The following is an 18393-nucleotide window of genomic DNA, read 5'->3' on the forward strand; positions in this document are numbered from 1 at the left end:
GAGAATGAAAAAAAGACTTCAAACTTTTGCAATAGTTCTCATTACTGCAATTGTAACATATATTGCGACTACTTATATCTATTTTGGAAGTCCTATATATACAAACAAATTAGTAACTAATCCTAAATTATCTAAGGTTATATGGCTTTTGAAAAAATATTACTATGAGCCTAAGGATATAAGTGACCAAAAAATTATAGACGGTGCAATAGATGGTATTGCTGCAAGTATTGATGACCCATACACAGAGTATTTTACTAAAAAAGAATATGAAGAGTTCATGATACAAAGTAAGGGTACGTATTTTGGGGTAGGAGTAACAATAGAGCCTGGCGAACATTATATCGAAGTTGTAACACCGTTTGAAGGTTCTCCGGCGTACAAGGCGGGGATAAAACCAGGGGATAAGATTATAAAAGTAAATGGAATAAGTTTGACATCAAAAGATATAGAAAAGGCTGTAAGTTTGATGAGAGGACCAAAAGGAACAAGCGTGACAGTTACAATTTTGCGCGATGGCAGCTCAAAGCCTATTGACCTTAAAATTGTCAGAGACGAGATAAAAATAAAGACTGTATCTACTTCCATTTTTGAAAACAACATAGGTTATATCAAAATCACTAACTTTGATGAAAATACTCCTCAAGATTTTTACAATAGCTATGACAAACTCAAAAGTTCTGGCTGCCGTGGACTTATTATTGACCTGAGATTTAACCCTGGTGGGCTTTTAGAGTCTGTTGTTGATGTTGCAAGCAATTTTCTCAAGAAAGGACAGCTTATAGTGTATCTAAAGGATAGATACAATAACAAAGAGTATTTCAAATCATACAAAAATGGGGACACGGTAACGCCGCTTGTCGTGCTTACCAATAAGTATTCAGCGTCAGCTTCAGAGATATTAGCTGGATGTTTAAAAGACCAAAAGAGGGCAAAAATTGTTGGTGAGAAGACTTTTGGCAAAGGCGTTGTTCAGCAGGTATTTGACCTGGGAGATGGGTCTGCAATAAAAATAACGGTAAGCCAGTATCTTTTACCAAGCGGAGCATATATTCACAAAAGAGGAATAAAGCCAGATATTAAAGTAGCTCAACCCAAAGAGTATCAGGACAAAATGAATGTTCCAATGGATAAAGATTTGCAGCTGAAAAAAGCTATTGAGATATTAAAGAGTGAAATTTCAAAGAGCAAGTTTTGAAATTTGAGGTGCATATAATGTTAAAGTTTTTCTGGCAGATATTTGAACTGACAGGACTTAGTATATTTCAACTTCTTTTTAGCTGGAACTTCTGGGTGGTAGTAATCTTGATTTCTTTTTTGTACAGAAGAGAACAGGAATTCGAACAGGCTGTGATTGGACACAACCGAGTCAGCCTTCTATACAAGGTTGTAGAGTCTTCTATCGCGGGACTTGTAGGAGGTTATATAGTTAGTTTAATTACCTTATTTTTTGGCATAGTAGTGGATGTGGATAGTTTTATGTATCTTTGGTATATTGCTTTGATTCTTGCACTAATAAATCCAAGATATCTCTGTTTTTCATATGCGGCCGGAATTATTTCGGTGATATCTCTCATCTTCAAAAAACCAATTGTTGATATCTCAGGAATATTGGTAATTGTGGCAATACTTCATTTTGTTGAAAGTCTTCTAATTTTCTTGGATGGTTTTCGTGGGGCGATACCTGTTGTGATTGAGAGAAGAAAAAAAGAAGGCATTTTTTCAACCTCAGGTGCTTATCTTATGCAAAGGTTCTGGGCTATACCGATGGTAATAATTGCATATAACTATCAGACCACCGCGCAGGTTGTTAAAATTGAGCTGTTTGAACCCTCATGGTGGCCTCTTTTTAAACCACAGAATCTTTTGCCAAATGCTATGCTTCTTATGACTCCCATTGTGGCTGCACTTGGATACGGAGATTTGGCGGTGGAAGATGAACCTGCTGTGATAAGCAAAAAAAGCGCTGGGATTTTAAGCATTTTCAGCGTTATTTTGTTTGCTATGAGCGCACTTTCATACAAGGTCTATGCTTTTAAGTGGGTGGCAGCTCTGTTTGCCCCAATGGCTCATGAAGGGATTATACTGTATCAGCAGAAGAGACAAAAAGAAGGAGATTCAATATTTGAAGCAGAGGAAAATAAAATAAAGGTGTTATATGTCGAAGAAAACAGTGTGGCAGCTAAGATGGGAATAAAACCGGGGGATATTATTCTTTCAATAAATGGTATTCAAGTTCAAAAAGAAGAGGATATAGAAAGAATATTTTCTGATGCACAGATTTACCTATGGGTAAAAGCTATGGACAAAAGAGGAAAGATGAAAGAGCTATATTATCAGGACTATGAAAATGGAATAAGAAATCTTGGAATAATTGTTATTACTAAAAATGTGAGTGCTAATTATCAGCTTGAGTCTGATGGATATTTTATGTTTATAAAAAGTATAGCAAGAAGAGTAAAAAATTTTTTGTTCAACAGAAGCTGAACTCTGGTAAAATTAAAGGGCGAAGCTATTGAGTCTTTGCCCTTTAATTTTTTGTTTTTGAAAGAAAGTCCACCAAGATTGCTGCACCCAGTCCTTCAACGAATATGTAAACAGAATTTTGCAAAAATCCTTGGGCTAAGATTTTTAAGTCTATTTTGTCTGATACATAGTGCAATGACAAAATGTAAAACTTTATTCCAATTAGTGCCATCACAATAGAAATAAGGCTTATCACAAGCAAAATTTTTTTTGAATAGATAGAAATTTTTTGAATAAAACTTTTCCTGCTCTTTTCTTTTTCCCTTTCTCTTTCCACTTCTCTGCACCTTCTTTTTGTTCTTAAATCTTGTTTTGTAAGGTTATGATATCAAATTGCAGGGAAATATTCAAAGAAAATTTATGGATATCAATTTCTATATATGTATAACCAAAGCAATGGATGGCAAAAATACTTTTATAGAAGGAGGTGCGAAGGTGAACAAGAAAAACTGGAAAGAAAAACTTTTAGACTTTTTTGACACTAAAGGTTTTTATATTATCGTAGCTGTATGTCTGCTGGTAATAGGATTTTCGGTTTATACCATTGCCACCACAGACTTTACAAGATACGAGGTAGAACAAAATCAAGAAAACAAACAGTCTTTAGACAGCAAGGTTAAACTTCCCGAGATACCTCAGTCACAGGCTAATTCAACAGAGGTAACAAAACAGGATGATTTGAAAAAAGAGGGTTCTAGATCTATAAGTTCAAAAGAGAAAAGCGAAGATAATAAAAATAGTAGTAATTCAAATTCTACTATCCGCCATACACGGTCAGGAAATTATTCTAAAAATAGTAATAATGAAAATAAAAGCTCTTCTGTCTTCTCTAAGAAACAAGATAACAAAAAGATGGATTCAAACATTAAGATTGGAACTAGTACCAGCCAGGATGATGTTGAGGTTATAAACCCTGTTGATTTTAGACCTATCTTTCCTACCATTGGGAAGGTAATAAGAGAGTTTTCCGACCAGTCGCTTGTATATTCAAAAACTCTTGATGAGTGGACAGAACACCCTGGAATTGACATAGAAGCTCAGGAAGGTAGCGATGTAAAAGCTTGTTTTGACGGTACAGTTATTGATTTAGGAGAAGATCCTCTTTATGGCAAATATATTGTGATTGACCACGGAGATGGGTATATCTCAAAGTACTACAATCTCAAAGACTTAAATGATATTCAGATAGGAGACATTGTAAGGCAGGGAGAGAAAATAGGAGAGGTTGGAACAAGTTCTAACATAGAGTATATGGATCCGCCGCATCTTCATTTTGAGATAATTTACAATGGAGAAAATCAAAATCCTCTGAAATTTTTACCCAAAACAAATTAAAAAATCGAAGGGGAATGGGTAGTGTTTACAGGACCATTCCCCTTATAAATTCTGCAATGTCGAGTGACGAGTTAGGCTTTCCCAAAAACGAACAGGCAAGTTTCATATGCTCTAAACGTTGGGGATTATTTAATATCTGACTAAATACTATATCAAAGTTTTCGGTATTTTTTACATATGCAGCTGCTCCATTGTTTATGAGATAAAAAGTGTTTCTTTCTTCTTGTCCAGGAATGGGCGATATCAATATCATGGGAAGTTTGCGGGACAGTGCTTCTGCACAAGTCAGTCCCCCAGGTTTTGTGATGAGAATATCACTTATTGCCATGAGTTTGTCTATGAAATCAATAAACCCGTATACTATTATCTTTCTTCCAAAATCTTTTTGTTCCAAAGCATTTTTGAGGGCCTTGTTTTTCCCAGCTACCACAATTATTTGATAGTTTTCATCACATATTGAACACACTTTTTCAACTATCTCTTCTATATTACCAAGTCCTAAGCTACCGCCCATAACAAGGATGGTAGGCTTATCTTCTAGGTTTAAATTTTTAATGACCTCTTTTTTGTCATATGTTTGAGCAAACGAAGGGTTAATAGGAATACCAAGTGGCACTACTTTATCTTTTTGAGCACCTTTTTTTATCGCTTCATACACAAGGTTTTGATGATGAACAATAATATAATCGGCAAAATGGTTTATCCAGTATGGATGAATAGTGAAATCAGTAACAATACTTATAATTGGCACATTTATATTACCTCTTTTTTTGAGTTGGGCAACCATGTCAACTGGTGATGGATGAGTACCAATTACTATATCCGGCTTGAAATCTGAGATAATATTATAGAGTTTATAAAATGCGAAGTAGAACTTTTCATACAAAGCTCTACTCCATCTGGTTGGAGGTTCTTTGTCAGTAGAGTCATATACAAGACCATAAATAAATGGCACTGACTTGATTGCTTTTAAATACGTTCCCACGGCAAGCTTGTCAAGTATAGGACTTATAATTTTTAGTGTATCTACAATTTCAACATTTGAGTCAGGATATTTTTGTAAAATGGCAGTTTTCAATGCATTTGAAGCAGCAAAATGTCCACCGCCTGCGTCAAGGCTTAGTATCAAAACCTTCATTTGTTTTTTCCTCCACCCTTGCAAGTCTTTAAGTTTATTTTACCGCTAATTTTGAATAATAAAAATGAGCTTACAAAAAATAATTTTAGAAAAATTTATATTTGGGGGTTTGAAGCATGAGTAAAATCTTAAAAAGATATTCATTTTTTCTCCTGCTTCTTTTTATAAGTTTTATCCTCAGCATTTATTCTGCAAAACTTATTTATGATATAAAAAGGTCAAGTTACGAAAAAATTGAGAAAAGACTTGAAAAGGCATTGGAAAGTACTGACAAAGAAGTTTTAAACCAATCTATTGAAACACAGAGTTCAACAAGCTACCAAAACAAAGATTTATATCTTTTGGCCAGAGTTATAAATGGTGAAGCAAGAGGAGAACCTTATATAGGTCAGGTTGCAATCGGTGCTGTAATTATAAACAGAACAAAACACCCTGGATTTCCAAAGACAATCAGCGGTGTAATCTATCAGCCGGGTGCCTTTACTTGTGTATCTGACGGGCAGATTAACGCAAAACTTGAACCGACAGCTTTGAAAGCCGCAAGAGATGCGTTAAACGGTTGGGACCCGACAAACGGTTGTATATATTACTACAATCCTGCGAAGACGACAAATAAATGGATTTGGAGCAGAAAAGTTATGCTTGTCATTGGCAAGCACAGATTTGCAAAATAAAATCAATAAACTAAAGAGGTGAGATTATCTTGAGTATTTTAGGTGGCTATAAAGAACTTAGGGAAAGACTAAAAAGTGTAAGACTTTGGAGTGTGATGGCTATTACGCTTGGTATTTTGGTGATTGTAGCGCTTTGGGGAGTAAATCAGTATAGAGGCAAAGCAAACTACCATAACTATCTTACCAATATGTGGCACAGAGCATTTTTCGACATGGTAGGCTATGTTCAAAACATCCAATCACTTCTTTCAAAAGCTGAAGTGTCAGGCGATGACAGGCAAAGGGCAATATTATATACCGAGGTGTGGCGAAACGCTTTTGCAGCGCAGGAGAACCTTTCTCAGCTTCCTATTGAGAACAATGTTGCACTTGAAAAAACAGCAAAGTATCTTACTCAGGTTGGAGACCTCAGTTTTTCACTTTCAAAACAGCTTATGAGCGGCAAAAAGGAGACATTGCTTCAGCAAAAGCAGCTCAAAAAACTTCGAGCGTATGCAGATAAACTCAGTAACAACCTAAATGAGCTTGCAATTGAGATAAGTCAGGGAAGGCTGAGATGGGGCGAGGTCAGAGTAGTTGGAACGTCAAAGCTCAAGAGGATATCTCAGAATGTTACAAGCAGCAGGATGCTGGCAGTTGAGGCAGGGTTTAAAGACTATCCAACTTTAATATATGACGGACCTTTTTCTGATCATATCAGCCGCCAGACCCCAAAAGGGCTTCCAGAAAAACTTATAAGTAAAGAACAAGCCAAAAAGATTGCGCTTGACTTTTTAAATCTTAAAAGATCTGATATAGTCAATTATTTAGGACTTTCAGGAGATAGAATCAAGGTTTATACTTTTGAGATAACTCCTGACAGAAGAATTCGCGACAGGACAATCACAATAGCTATTTCTAAAAAAGGCGGCAAAGTAATTTGGATGATTGACAACAGGGCTTCCTCTTCCCCAAAAATAGGTGTTGCAAAAGCAAAGGAAAATGCTAAAAAGTTTTTAATTGAAAAAGGTTTTGCTAACATGATTGACACCTTTTATCTAAAACAGGACAACACTGCCCTGATAAATTATATTCCTCTGCAAAATGGTGTTAAGATATATCCCGATATGGTGAAAGTTAGAGTTGCTCTTGACACAGGGCAAATAGTAGGGTTTGATGCAACAGCATATTATATGTCTCACACTTCAAGGAATATTCCTAAACCTGCAATATCTGAAAGGCAAGCAAGAAATTTTATTAGCAAAAATTTTGATGTGCAAAGCGTATCCCTTGCTATAATTCCACTTGATTCTGGAAAAGAAGTCTTCACATATGAATTTTTAGGCAAATACGATGGCAAATATTTTGCTGATTATATAAATGCAATCACTGGAAAGGAAGAAAATATCTTGGAGATAATTAAAGACCCTAATGGCATTTTATCAATGTAAGCAAATGGATAATAAATTGAATAGTTTTTGAACAAACTAAGATATGCGGTGAAAAAGCCGCAAGGGGGGCGATTGGCTTGGCAAGGCAAAAGATTATGTCAGAGGAGCTTAAAATGGAGATAGCAAAAGAACTTGGAGTGTACGATGTAGTTTCTAAGTACGGTTGGGGAGAAGTAAAATCGCGCGACTGTGGTAACATCGTCAGAAAAGCTATTGAGATGGCAGAAAAAGCCTTGAAAGAAAAGCAATAACCCCCCTGAAAATAAAAAGAGGGGGCTGCAAGAGTATAATCTTGCAGTTCCCTTTTAACATACATTTTTGGTTAAATGAGCTCAAAAGTGAAAACAATAATTTGTAAGAAGAAGTTTCAAAGGAAAGGTGGGAAATAAAAATGTTTAAAATTCAAACAGACCTTGCCCTTGAAACAAGAGAACTTGTCCAAAAAGGGCTTGGAAGAGAGATAGAAGGTGTTGAGGTTGAAGAGAGAAAAGAGTTTGACGATAAAATTAAAATCACTAAGGTCAAGATTAACTCTATAAAAGGTGAAGCAATCTTGCAAAAGCCTATGGGCAATTATATCACAATCGAAGCTGATGGATTGCGCGATGAAGATTTTGAGGTCCAGGAACAAGTATCAAAGATACTGGCAAACGAGCTTGAAAGCTTGATAAATGTGTCGCAAAAATCTACCGTGCTTGTTGTTGGACTTGGTAACTGGAATGTTACGCCCGACTCTTTAGGACCAAAAGTTGTCTCAAAGGTATTGATTACACGTCATTTGTTTGAGTTTGTGCCAGAAAAGATAAAAGATAGGCGAATACGTTCTGTTTGCGCGATATCGCCAGGTGTTCTGGGCATAACTGGAATCGAGACCAGCGAAATAATAGGCGGTATAGTTCAGAGAATACATCCTGATTTAATAATTGCAATTGACGCACTTGCTTCAAGAAGGCTTGAGAGGATATCAACTGCTATCCAGATAGCAGATACGGGTATTGTTCCTGGATCAGGTATTGGAAATGAACGAAAAGGTATCACAAAAGAAACAGTTGGTGTGCCTGTTGTGGCAATTGGTGTTCCTATGGTGGTTGATGCAGCAATTATTGCAAATGATGCCATAGACCTTCTACTCGAAAGACTAAAAAATGAAACGGATAGGTCATCGCCGCTTTATATGCTTTTAGAGAGTATTCCTGATGAGGACAGATTTAATCTTATCAAAGAGGTTATATTCCCTTACTATGGGAATCTCTTTGTAACGCCGAAAGACATTGACAGGATTGTTGAAAATATTTCGACTGTGATAGCCGATGGAATAAATAAGGCAATTCATCCGGAGGTAAAAGAGAATGAAGAGTATAGATATGTGAATTGAGTGAGTTGTAATAAAAGGGAGGCTTGAAGAATAAGAATTTTAAAAAGAAAGTTTTTAAATAACATCAAGAGTTTTAAAAGGAGTTTTTAATGATTTAAAATGGTTAAGGTTGTTGATTTTAAAAAGGTAGTATTGGTAACTACTATACTTTTTGTGGTTGGTGTTGGCTTTTTAGTTGAAAGATTAATCTTTTTAAATCAAGCAGCAACAGCTCTGCTTTTCAGGTATTCAAAAGAGATTATTTCGTTTAATATACCAATTTTTTCTGACCATTTTGCAAACAAGATTTTTAAGATTGAAAATACAGTAAGGTTTTCTTATCCGATGTTTGCTGCAACAAACTTTCAAGAGGTTGAAGGTGTACCTTTATATGAAGACGATGCTATTGTGATAGATTATAACCAGCAGACCCAAGAAGATAAGAAAAATGTTCAATCAGAAAGCCAGAATGAGAATATCGAATTTCAGAAATACTTTACAAATAGTACTCAAAAAGTTGGGACCTGCAATAACATAGAGATTATGAATCAGACAGATTATAAAATTGATGCTAATATCCTTTTGAAGACAAACTTCAAAATTTTCAATGGAAAAAAACCGTCCATTTTAATTTACCATACTCACACAACAGAAAGCTACAATTCTTTTTCTCAAAACCTTGTATACACTCCTGGCACAACAGACAGAACACTTGACTTTAACTACAACGTTGTGAGAGTAGGGGAGGAGTTAAAAAGAATCTTAGAAAAACAATATGGTTATAAGGTTTATCACAGCAAAGATGTAAATGATTATCCAGAATACAAGGGTTCTTATTCGCGGTCATTGAAGGTAATAGAGAAATATAAAAGTAAACATCCTGATATAAAAGTCTTTATAGATTTACACAGAGATGCTATTGGAAATGGTTCAAAAAAAGTAAAGGTTTCAACAGTTGCGTTTGGATATGAGGTTGCAAAGGTAATGCTTGTTGTAGGGACAGACAAGCTTGGGCTTTATCATCCTTTTTGGCGACAGAACCTTCTGTTTGCTGTGCATCTTCAAAAAAATCTCAACAAAATATGCCCTCAGATTACAAGACCTATAAACCTCTCTGCTGCACGATACAATCAACATGTATCACCATATGCTATAATCATTGAAATTGGTAGCAATGGGAATACCTTAGAAGAAGCCTTAAGGAGTTGCCAGATTGTTGCAAAGGCATTGGATGATACTATCATGGGAAGGTGAGTTTTGGTTTGAGAAAAAGCAGATACAAAAGATATTGTGAATATAAAAATTTTATCAGAAGAATAAGAAGAGGCCTAATTTTGATATTTGTTATCTTTTTAATCATGATTTTCATTGTTGAGATAAGCAAGCAAAAGATGTTGCCACACGACGAGTACATTCTCAAAATACTTTTTAGCTATGACAGTATAAATTTAAAGTTTGCAGGTGGAAGATTTTCAGTCAAATTTAGCAAAAATTTGCTCAACCACTTTTATAAAAAGACAAACTTTATCATTTTTAAATCAAAGGGGTATCTATTTTCTTTGGTAGGGAATAATTAAAAAAAGATTAACATATCATTTTACTATAAAATTTGCAAAAGAGAAGATAACAATGAAGACAAAAATAAAACTTTTAATTGTATCTATTTCTGTTTTATATCTTCTTAGTATGTTTTTTGGCATAAGATTTTTCTTGGGAATGAACGCAAATCAGAAAAGGCAGCTTTCTGACTTTGTGGTAATTTCAATAAATATGGCAAAACAAGGAAACAAAGACTATTGGAAAAATGTTTTGATTTTCTCATTAGGAGTAATACTGTTTTGTCTTTGCATATGGGGGCTTTCTAACCTTCATAGATACATGCAGCTTTTGAATATAGGAATTGTAGTATTTAAAGGGTTTTCATTTGGGCTTGCTACTGCTGTCTTTTTTTACGTGTACAAGATAAAAGGGTTTGCATTCTTTTTGTCGTATATACTATTAAAGGAATTGATTGTTTTTATATTTTTGATTATACTTATTCTGTATTCATTTATAATGTTATTCTTTAAAAACAAAATGGCAAGAACAGACAAAAGCTCATTTGCAATTATTGGAATGATTATAATATTTTTAATGTGCGGGATACTGGTGATTGACAACATGGTAGCAAAACTTGCTTGCAGGTTAATATAAGATTGATATAAGCTGGCAGGAATTTATTTATAGATATAAGGGGATTTGGGTATAGATGAGTATCATAGAAGCGTTTGGTAATTACCTCCAGAGACAGAATAGATTTTCACAGAATACTATAAGTTCGTATTTACGGGACGCTAAAAAATACATAGAGTTTTTAGATGACATAAAAATAAAACTTGAAAATACTTCTCAGACAACATTGATAGCATACATTATCAGTATGCAAAAAGGTGGTAAATCAAACAGTACTATTGCACGAGCAATTGTTTCACTAAAAGTCTTCTATGAATTTCTAAAAATTCAGGATATTGTTGATATTGGAAAGATTGAGATTGAACCTCCAAAACTTGAAAAAAGCCCACCTCAGATACTTACAAGAGATGAGGTGGAAAGGCTTCTTTCATGTCCGAAAGAGGATGATATTAAGGGAATCAGAGATAAAGCAATGCTTGAGCTTTTGTATGCAACAGGTATCAGGGTAAGCGAGCTTATAAATCTCAATCTTGACGACATCAATCTTGAACACGGATATATTATTTGCAAAAACAAGAAAAGAGACAGAGTTATTCCCATTGGTTCATATGCCATTTCGGCAGTGGAGAAGTATTTGCGTCATTCACGGCCTTACCTTGCAAAAAGTAAAGATGAAGAAGCTCTTTTTTTGAACTTTAGCGGTGAAAGAATGACAAGACAGGGATTTTGGAAGATAGTAAAGTTCTATGCACAAAATGCAAAGATAGATAAAGAAATAACACCGCATGTGCTCAGGCATTCTTTTGCCACTCATCTAATTGAAAATGGGGCAGATGTGAGAGCTGTTCAACAAATGCTTGGTCATGCTGATATTTCAACAACACAGAGATACCTTCAAGTTGCAAATGTTAAGCTAAAAGAGGTGTATCAAAAAACTCATCCACGTGCATAAATAAGATTTTTATTTTGAAAATACGTGGTGCAAGGCAGTGCCTTGCTTTTTATATTTTACATATCTTTTCAGAAAGTAGGGGATGAGATAGTTGGAAAATTTGAAACTTTACATTGCCATTTTGCTGGGGATGATTGTTAAGCTTATGCTGAAGCTTTGTGGGAAAGATGCAACAAGCGCACCAGGTAAGATTGCCCTGAGGATTTATCCAAGGATTATAAAAGAGATTGATAAAAGGTGCAAATTGAAGATACTTATATCAGGTACAAATGGTAAGACAACCACAAACAACATAATAAACTGGTTAATTGCGGACGATAGAGTTGTGCTTTCTAATTTGAAGGGGTCAAACATGGCAAACGGGATTGTAAGTGCTTTTATAAATAATCTAAGGTCAAATTATGATATTGCATGTTTTGAAGTTGACGAAGGCTCACTGCCAATTGTAACAAGATACTTAAAACCAGACATATTTGTTACAACCAATGTGTTCAGAGACCAGCTTGACAGGTACGGTGAACTTGACAGGGTAAAAGATCTGATTTTAGATCATATTGGACAGGCTTTAGCTATAATAAATGCAGACGATCCAAACTTGGCAAGTTTTAGTGGTGAAAAAAAGGTGTTTTATAGTGTTGATGAAAATATGTTTAGTCGAAGAACCAATGTTACATTGGATTCACGTTTCTGTCCTATTTGCAATGCCAAGCTTGAATATTCGTTTTATAATGTTGGACATCTTGGTAAATATGAATGCTCAGTTTGTGGTTATAAAAATCCTGAAAGCAGGTTTATCATCACAAATATAAGAGAAGATTTGACAGGGTTTGTTTTTGATTTTGTTGACAGAGAAACAGGTATAAATATTGAAAATATTAGATGGAAAATGGGTGGTGTTTATAATCTGTACAATGTATGTGCAGCTATTTCGGCAGCAATGCTGATTGGCATTGAAAAGGAAAGAATAAAAGAAAGAATTGAAACATTTGAAAATAAACTTGGAAGGTTAGAAAAGAAAGAAGTTGGCGGTAAAAAAGTGATAATATCACTTGTAAAAAACCCCATAGGCATGAGCGAGACACTAAACGTAATTAGTCAGGATCCTGATCCCAAGGCTATTGTGTTTATCCTCAACGATAATGCTGCGGATGGCAGAGATATTTCATGGATTTGGGATGCTGATTTTGATATCTTATACAAAATAGAAAATATCAAAGCTTTGTATTTTAGTGGCAAGAGGAAAGAAGATATGGCCTTGAGAGTAAAATACAGTGAATTTGTACTTTCTAATTTTGAGTTTATTGACTACAAAGAAGATTTAAACAGGGTTTTTGATCAAAATGATATCCACAAAGTCTATATTCTTCCAACATACACCGCTCTTTTTGAGGTAAGAAAGATAGTAGATAGCCTTTCAAAAAAGGATGGGATAAAAAAATGGAGGTAAACATTGTGAACATGTTCCCCGAGGTTTTGAACTTGTACGGGGATAGGGGCAACATTTTATGCCTTCAGAAAAGATGTGTTTGGCGAGGAATTAAAGCAAATGTGTTTGAATACACCTTGGGTGCAGAACAAGAAATCCTAAAAAGTGCAGATATAATTTTGCTTGGTGGGGCATCAGATAGAGAACAGTCTATTGTATATTCACATCTTATAAATTTGAAAGGGCTTATTAAAAGTCTTATTGAAGATGGAATTGTAGTACTTGCAATCTGTGGTGGCTATCAGCTTTTAGGAGAGGCTTATATCGATGCAAGCGGAAGAGCAATAAAGGGTCTTCATCTTCTGGATTTTATAACAAAAGCTGAGGGGAAAAGACTTATTGGTAACATTATAATCGAAACAAGCTTGGATGTTTTTCCAAAAACAGTTGTGGGATATGAAAATCATGGTGGTAGAACATATCATGATTATCAACCTTTTGGCAAGGTTTTAAAAGGTTATGGCAATAACGGAAAGGATGGGTTTGAAGGACTAATTTATAAAAACGTGATAGGTACTTATCTGCACGGACCTCTTCTTCCAAAAAATCCGCATATTGCAGACTTTATGATCAAAAAAGCTCTTGAAAGAAAGTATAATTTGGATAGCTTAGAGTTTCAGAAATTAGATGATACATTAGAGTATTTAGCACACAACAGGGTAAAAGAATTGTATATGTAAAACAAATATTTAGAAAAAAGGCTGCAATTTAGAGGCAGCCTTTTATAATTATAATTCACAAATTTATAAATTTTCATATTGACTTTTTTGAATAAAGATCATAAAATAGTAATGTCAGATGTCAGATGTTAGATGTCTGACATCTAAAAAATACAAAAGGAGGTTTGCTTTTTATGAAGAGAAGCTTGTATGCGGTTTTAAGTCTTGTTGTGATTGCTGCTCTTTTATTAAGCTTAAATGTATCTTGGAACATGGCAAGTGGGTCTACATCCCAAAAAACTTTTAGGGTAGGGCTTGTCACTGACGTTGGTGGTGTCAATGACAGAAGTTTCAACCAGTCTGCATATGAAGGACTGAAAAGAGCTGAAAAAGAACTAAAAATCAAAACAACTCTCATTCAGTCAAAGCAGATGACAGACTATGTTCCAAACTTACAGAAACTTGCAAAAGCTAATTACGATTTAATTATTGCAGTTGGTTTTTTGATGCACGACTCGGTTGTGACAGTTGCAAAGCAGTTCCCAAAGGCAAAATTTTTAATTATCGACTCTGAGATTTCTGACCTTCCTAATGTTGCCTCAGCTATGTTTAGAGAAGAACAAGCAGGCTACTTAGCAGGAGTTGCTGCAGCTTTGCTTGAGAAAGCTAAGTTTGGTAAAACAACTGGAAAGAATATATTTGGAGTTGTAGGTGGCATGAAGATTCCACCTGTTGACAGATACATTGCAGGTTTTAAAGCTGGCGTCTTGAGCGAGATTCCAAAAGCAAAGGTTATAATCAAGTACACTGGCAAGTTTGATGACCCGGCATCAGGAAAACAGGTAGCTCTTTCAGAAATTGCACAGGGTGCTGACTTTGTGTTCCAAGTTGCAGGGCAGACAGGTCTTGGTGTTATCCAGGCTGCAAAAGAAAAGGGAGTTTATGCAATAGGTGTTGACTCAGACCAAAGCTATGTTGCACCAGCCACTGTTGTTACCTCTGCAATGAAGAGAGTTGACGTTGCAACATACAGTGTTATAAAAGATACATTAAATGGGAAATTCAAAAGTGGTATCATTTACTTTGATTTGAAAAACAATGGCGTTGGACTTGCTCCATTTATGAAAGGTGTTCCAAATAGTGTGAGTGCAAAAATAAACAAGGTAATTGCTGATATAAAAGCTGGTAAGATAAAGATACCAACAGAAGTAAAGTAGTACCATTTAAGTTTTAAAGGCCTGCTGGGCAATATCTAATATCACAGCAGGCCTTTCAACAATACACAAGTTTATAACACAAATAGAGGGGAGTACTAATCCATATGATAGGGATAATAGGTGGTTCTGGATTTTACTCTTTTTTGGAAAACTTTGAGGAGATTGAGATTGAAACACCTTATGGCAAACCAAGTGATAAAATAGCAATCTCCAAGGTGGGAGGAAAGGAAGTTGCGTTTATTCCGAGGCATGGTAAGAAACATATTTACCCTCCTCATAAAGTGCCATATAAGGCAAATATATATGCATTAAAAGAACTGGGTGTTGAGAAGATTATTTCAACAACAGCATGTGGAAGCTTAAAAAAGGAGATTATGCCGGGTGATTTTGTAATTGTTGACCAGTTTATTGACAGAACATGGGGACGAGAGGACACATTTTCGGATATTGGAAATGTAAAGCACACCTCAATGGCACAGCCTTATGATGAACAGATGAGAGAAATTGCAATTAATGTTTTAGAAGAACTTGGATATAGATTTCATAAAAAAGGTACATGTGTAGTTATTCAGGGACCGCGATTTTCTACTTTAGCAGAAAGCAGATGGTATTCCAAGATGGGGTTTGACGTTATTGGAATGACCCAGTATCCCGAAGTAGCTTTGGCAAATGAACTTGGAATAAAGTATTTAAACATAACTCTTGTGACAGACTATGATGCGGGGTTAGAAGATGACCCAGATATAAAACCTGTTTCGCATGAAGAGGTTTTAAGAGTGTTTTCTGAAAATGTAGAAAAGCTCAAAAAGGTTATCATTGAAATAATAAAAAGAATATAAAGACAGGTGGGACATGATATGGAGTACATTTTGCAGGTAAAGGATATTTCTAAAAGATTTGGTAATATTCAAGCAAATGATAATGTGTGTTTGGATGTCAAAAAAGGTGAGGTACATGCCATACTTGGGGAAAATGGTGCTGGAAAGTCTACTTTAATGAATATCATCTATGGTCTTTATACTCCTGATTCTGGAGAGATATATTTTGAAGGTCAAAAACTTGAAGTCAAAGGACCTCATGAAGCAATTGAAAAAGGAATAGGAATGGTTCATCAGCATTTTATGTTGATACCTGTATTTACCGTGGCTGAAAATATTGTTTTGGGATTTGAGCCAAAAGGTTTTAGGTTTAATGTTCAAGAAGCTGAGAAGAAAATTCTTGAGATTTCGAAGAAATACAATTTAGAAATTGACCCAAAGGCAAAAGTTGGAGATTTAAGTGTAGGTATGCAACAGAGAGTAGAGATATTAAAGGCTTTTTACAGAGATGCAAGGCTTTTGATACTTGATGAACCAACAGCAATGCTAACACCCCAAGAGACAAGGGAGCTTTTTAAGATTATAAATAACCTGAAAGCTCAAGGGATATCCATATTATTTATAAGCCACAAACTTGATGAGGTTATGGAAATTTCAGATAGAGTAACTGTTATGAGAAGAGGAAAGACAATAAAGACCTTGAACACCAAAGAAACAACTGAACAGGAACTTGCAAATTTGATGGTCGGAAGAGAAGTTAAACTTGTTGTTGAAAAGACTGAACCGCGGTTAGGAGAGACTGTATTAAAGGTTGAAAACCTTTCAGTCAAACTGAAAAACGGTGTTGAAAAGGTCAAAGATGTAAGTTTTGAAGTAAGAAGAGGAGAGATTTTTGGTATAGCAGGTGTTGATGGAAATGGACAAAATGAGCTTGTAGAAGCTATTGTTGGACTTATTTCATCAACAGGGAAAATAATCTTCAAAGGAGAGGAAATTCAAAACCTTCCCACCCGCAAACGTTACGAAAAAGGGATTGCTTATATTCCAGCAGACAGGCAGCAGGACGGGCTTGTTTTGAACTTTACAGTGGCAGAAAACATTGTGCTCAAAAGATACTATAAAAAGCCATATTCTAATGGAGGTTTTTTAAATTATAAGGTAATAATCTCAGAAGCTGATAGACTCATACATGAATTTGATGTGCGTCCACCTGATTACAAGTTATTTGCAAAGAATCTTTCAGGTGGCAATCAGCAAAAGGTAATCTTGGCAAGGGAGTTTTCAAGCAGTCCAGACCTTTTAATTGCTGTTCAACCAACAAGAGGAATGGATGTGGGAGCTATAGAGTACATCCATAGAAAACTGATTGAACTTCGGGACAGTGGTAAAGCAATACTACTTGTTTCTTTAGAACTTGATGAGATTTTGAATCTTTCTGACAGGATTGCTGTGATGTATTCGGGCAGGATTATGGATATTTTGGAAAGTAAAAATGCAACAAAAGAAGAGATAGGACTTATGATGATAGGCAAGAAAAAGAAGGAGGCCTAAACGGTGATGGTAAAAAAGGTTTTGCAGAGTATTTTAATGCCGCTTATTGCTATTTTTATATCCATGATTGTAGGTGGGATAGTAATATTAATCACAGCAAAACAAAATCCCATTTATGCGTACATGGCACTTTTTAGCGGAGCATATGGGAATTTAATGAACTTTGCGACAACTCTGACAAACGCAATACCTCTCATAATAACAGGCCTTGGAGTTGCAATAGCATTTTCTTCAGGACTTTTTAATATTGGTGCTGAAGGGCAGTTTTGGATAGGCGCAATTGTTGCAACTTATCTTGGGTATCAGATAAAGGGTCTTCCATGGTTTTTACACATTCCATTGATAATAATATGTGCTATGATAGCGGGCGCACTTTGGGGTGGACTTGTTCCAGGATTGGCAAAAGTTTATACTGGTGCTCATGAGGTTATCACAACTATGATGATGAGCTATATAGCCATTTATTTTAGCCACTATTTGTTAGAAGGCGGTCCAATGATGGACAAGGGAACAATACCCCAATCACCGGTGATTCAAAACAGTGCAAAGTTAAGTACTTTGGTACCAAATACACAGCTGTCAAGTGGACTTTACATTGCAATTTTGGCAGTTGTGGTAGTATATATTCTCATGTACAAAACAACCATAGGTTATGAACTCAGAGCAGTAGGGTTTAATATCAAAGCTGCAAAGTATGCTGGCATGAACGTTGCTCAAAAACTTGTTTTGGCAATGGGGCTTTCCGGTGCATTTGCTGGTCTTGCTGGTGCTGTTCAGATAATGGGTGTGCAGCACAGACTCTATGATAGCTTTACTTCTGGTTATGGTTATACTGCTATAGTTGTTGCGCTTCTTGCGAATAACAATCCAATTGGTGTTGTAATTGCAGCACTTTTCTTGGCAGGACTTTCAACAGGTGCCCAGGAGATGCAGATGCAAACAAATATTTCTGGACAGCTTGCTGATGTTGTGGTAGGACTTATAATATTCTTTATTGCAATTGAAGAACTTTATAGGATTGTTATGGAAAAGATTAAAACCAGGAAAACAAAGTTGCAACCGGTAGGAGGGCAAGAGTAAG

General features: G+C 35.5%; 19 protein-coding genes. 17 read left to right on the forward strand and 2 right to left on the reverse strand.

The features are described from left to right. Positions 1-4: 4 nt before the first annotated feature. Together CALKRO_RS04580 and CALKRO_RS04585 are read left to right on the forward strand one after the other, a co-directional pair. Positions 5-1198, forward strand: a complete 1194-nt coding sequence (locus CALKRO_RS04580) for a S41 family peptidase (RefSeq protein ID WP_013429921.1) — start codon at positions 5-7, stop codon at positions 1196-1198. A gap of 17 nt (positions 1199-1215) precedes the next feature. Beyond that, on the forward strand, positions 1216-2487 hold the full coding sequence (locus tag CALKRO_RS04585) for a PDZ domain-containing protein (protein WP_013429922.1): 1272 nt from the start codon (positions 1216-1218) through the stop codon (positions 2485-2487). 43 nt (positions 2488-2530) lie between these two features. Here CALKRO_RS04585 and CALKRO_RS04590 read toward each other — a convergent pair whose 3' ends face one another. Beyond that, the gene (locus CALKRO_RS04590; RefSeq protein ID WP_013429923.1) at positions 2531-2803 is read right to left on the reverse strand and encodes a hypothetical protein; all 273 of its coding nucleotides are present in this window, start codon (positions 2801-2803) and stop codon (positions 2531-2533) included. Positions 2804-2961: 158 nt separating this feature from the next. On the opposite strand from CALKRO_RS04590, the gene CALKRO_RS04595 reads away from it, so the two are divergent. Further along, positions 2962-3861, forward strand: coding sequence for a M23 family metallopeptidase (locus CALKRO_RS04595; RefSeq protein ID WP_013429924.1), 900 nt, complete (start codon positions 2962-2964; stop codon positions 3859-3861). 25 nt (positions 3862-3886) lie between these two features. On the opposite strand, the gene CALKRO_RS04600 is transcribed toward CALKRO_RS04595, so the two are convergent. Then, positions 3887-4999: an MGDG synthase family glycosyltransferase gene (locus CALKRO_RS04600; RefSeq protein WP_013429925.1), complete on the reverse strand. Its 1113-nt coding sequence runs from the start codon at positions 4997-4999 to the stop codon at positions 3887-3889. Positions 5000-5115: 116 nt separating this feature from the next. Between CALKRO_RS04600 and CALKRO_RS04605 the strand changes: the two genes are divergently transcribed. From CALKRO_RS04605 to CALKRO_RS04670, 14 genes are all read left to right on the forward strand, one after another. Beyond that, positions 5116-5673, forward strand: a complete 558-nt coding sequence (locus CALKRO_RS04605) for a cell wall hydrolase (protein ID WP_013429926.1) — start codon at positions 5116-5118, stop codon at positions 5671-5673. 29 nt (positions 5674-5702) lie between these two features. Then, complete coding sequence (gene ypeB, locus CALKRO_RS04610; RefSeq protein WP_013429927.1) at positions 5703-7103, forward strand: germination protein YpeB; 1401 nt, start codon at positions 5703-5705, stop codon at positions 7101-7103. Between the two features lie 77 nt (positions 7104-7180). Continuing rightward, positions 7181-7354: a small, acid-soluble spore protein, alpha/beta type gene (locus tag CALKRO_RS04615; protein WP_013429928.1), complete on the forward strand. Its 174-nt coding sequence runs from the start codon at positions 7181-7183 to the stop codon at positions 7352-7354. A gap of 140 nt (positions 7355-7494) precedes the next feature. Next, a complete protein-coding gene (gene gpr / locus CALKRO_RS04620) occupies positions 7495-8478 on the forward strand; it encodes a GPR endopeptidase (protein WP_013429929.1) in 984 nt (327 codons plus the stop codon). A gap of 99 nt (positions 8479-8577) precedes the next feature. After that, entirely contained in the window at positions 8578-9711 is a 1134-nt protein-coding gene (gene spoIIP, locus CALKRO_RS04625; protein WP_013429930.1) for a stage II sporulation protein P, read from the forward strand. A gap of 8 nt (positions 9712-9719) precedes the next feature. Next, complete coding sequence (locus tag CALKRO_RS04630; RefSeq protein WP_237699132.1) at positions 9720-10034, forward strand: hypothetical protein; 315 nt, start codon at positions 9720-9722, stop codon at positions 10032-10034. A gap of 52 nt (positions 10035-10086) precedes the next feature. Continuing rightward, a complete protein-coding gene (locus tag CALKRO_RS04635; RefSeq protein WP_013429932.1) occupies positions 10087-10650 on the forward strand; it encodes a hypothetical protein in 564 nt (187 codons plus the stop codon). A gap of 55 nt (positions 10651-10705) precedes the next feature. Next, positions 10706-11581, forward strand: a complete 876-nt coding sequence (gene xerD, locus CALKRO_RS04640; protein ID WP_013429933.1) for a site-specific tyrosine recombinase XerD — start codon at positions 10706-10708, stop codon at positions 11579-11581. Positions 11582-11672: 91 nt separating this feature from the next. Further along, positions 11673-13028, forward strand: coding sequence for a Mur ligase family protein (locus CALKRO_RS04645; RefSeq protein ID WP_013429934.1), 1356 nt, complete (start codon positions 11673-11675; stop codon positions 13026-13028). After that, complete coding sequence (locus tag CALKRO_RS04650) at positions 13019-13747, forward strand: type 1 glutamine amidotransferase (protein ID WP_013429935.1); 729 nt, start codon at positions 13019-13021, stop codon at positions 13745-13747. Before CALKRO_RS04645 ends, CALKRO_RS04650 begins: the two co-directional genes overlap by 10 nt. 173 nt (positions 13748-13920) lie before the next feature. After that, a complete protein-coding gene (locus CALKRO_RS04655; protein ID WP_013429936.1) occupies positions 13921-14943 on the forward strand; it encodes a BMP family lipoprotein in 1023 nt (340 codons plus the stop codon). 104 nt (positions 14944-15047) lie between these two features. Continuing rightward, positions 15048-15782, forward strand: a complete 735-nt coding sequence (locus CALKRO_RS04660; protein ID WP_013429937.1) for an S-methyl-5'-thioadenosine phosphorylase — start codon at positions 15048-15050, stop codon at positions 15780-15782. 18 nt (positions 15783-15800) lie between these two features. Next, positions 15801-17312 (forward strand): ABC transporter ATP-binding protein, encoded by a 1512-nt coding sequence (locus tag CALKRO_RS04665; protein ID WP_013429938.1) that lies wholly within the window; start codon positions 15801-15803, stop codon positions 17310-17312. A 6-nt stretch (positions 17313-17318) separates the two neighbouring features. After that, positions 17319-18392: an ABC transporter permease gene (locus CALKRO_RS04670; RefSeq protein WP_013429939.1), complete on the forward strand. Its 1074-nt coding sequence runs from the start codon at positions 17319-17321 to the stop codon at positions 18390-18392. Position 18393: the final 1 nt, after the last annotated feature.

This window comes from Caldicellulosiruptor kronotskyensis 2002 (genome assembly GCF_000166775.1).
GTDB classification, from domain to species: domain Bacteria; phylum Bacillota; class Thermoanaerobacteria; order Caldicellulosiruptorales; family Caldicellulosiruptoraceae; genus Caldicellulosiruptor; species Caldicellulosiruptor kronotskyensis.

Bases quoted from the DNA above. Each gene is read 5' to 3' on its own strand.
- CALKRO_RS04580 (WP_013429921.1), top strand. From the start codon at position 5: ATGAAAAAAAGACTTCAAACTTTTGCAATAGTTCTCATTACTGCAATT.
- xerD (WP_013429933.1), top strand. From the start codon at position 10,706: ATGAGTATCATAGAAGCGTTTGGTAATTACCTCCAGAGACAGAATAGA.
- CALKRO_RS04585 (WP_013429922.1), top strand. From the start codon at position 1,216: ATGTTAAAGTTTTTCTGGCAGATATTTGAACTGACAGGACTTAGTATA.
- CALKRO_RS04655 (WP_013429936.1), top strand. From the start codon at position 13,921: ATGAAGAGAAGCTTGTATGCGGTTTTAAGTCTTGTTGTGATTGCTGCT.
- CALKRO_RS04600 (WP_013429925.1), bottom strand. From the start codon at position 4,999: ATGAAGGTTTTGATACTAAGCCTTGACGCAGGCGGTGGACATTTTGCT.
- CALKRO_RS04660 (WP_013429937.1), top strand. From the start codon at position 15,048: ATGATAGGGATAATAGGTGGTTCTGGATTTTACTCTTTTTTGGAAAAC.
- spoIIP (WP_013429930.1), top strand. From the start codon at position 8,578: ATGGTTAAGGTTGTTGATTTTAAAAAGGTAGTATTGGTAACTACTATA.
- gpr (WP_013429929.1), top strand. From the start codon at position 7,495: ATGTTTAAAATTCAAACAGACCTTGCCCTTGAAACAAGAGAACTTGTC.
- CALKRO_RS04605 (WP_013429926.1), top strand. From the start codon at position 5,116: ATGAGTAAAATCTTAAAAAGATATTCATTTTTTCTCCTGCTTCTTTTT.
- CALKRO_RS04665 (WP_013429938.1), top strand. From the start codon at position 15,801: ATGGAGTACATTTTGCAGGTAAAGGATATTTCTAAAAGATTTGGTAAT.
- CALKRO_RS04670 (WP_013429939.1), top strand. From the start codon at position 17,319: ATGGTAAAAAAGGTTTTGCAGAGTATTTTAATGCCGCTTATTGCTATT.
- CALKRO_RS04635 (WP_013429932.1), top strand. From the start codon at position 10,087: ATGAAGACAAAAATAAAACTTTTAATTGTATCTATTTCTGTTTTATAT.
- CALKRO_RS04650 (WP_013429935.1), top strand. From the start codon at position 13,019: ATGGAGGTAAACATTGTGAACATGTTCCCCGAGGTTTTGAACTTGTAC.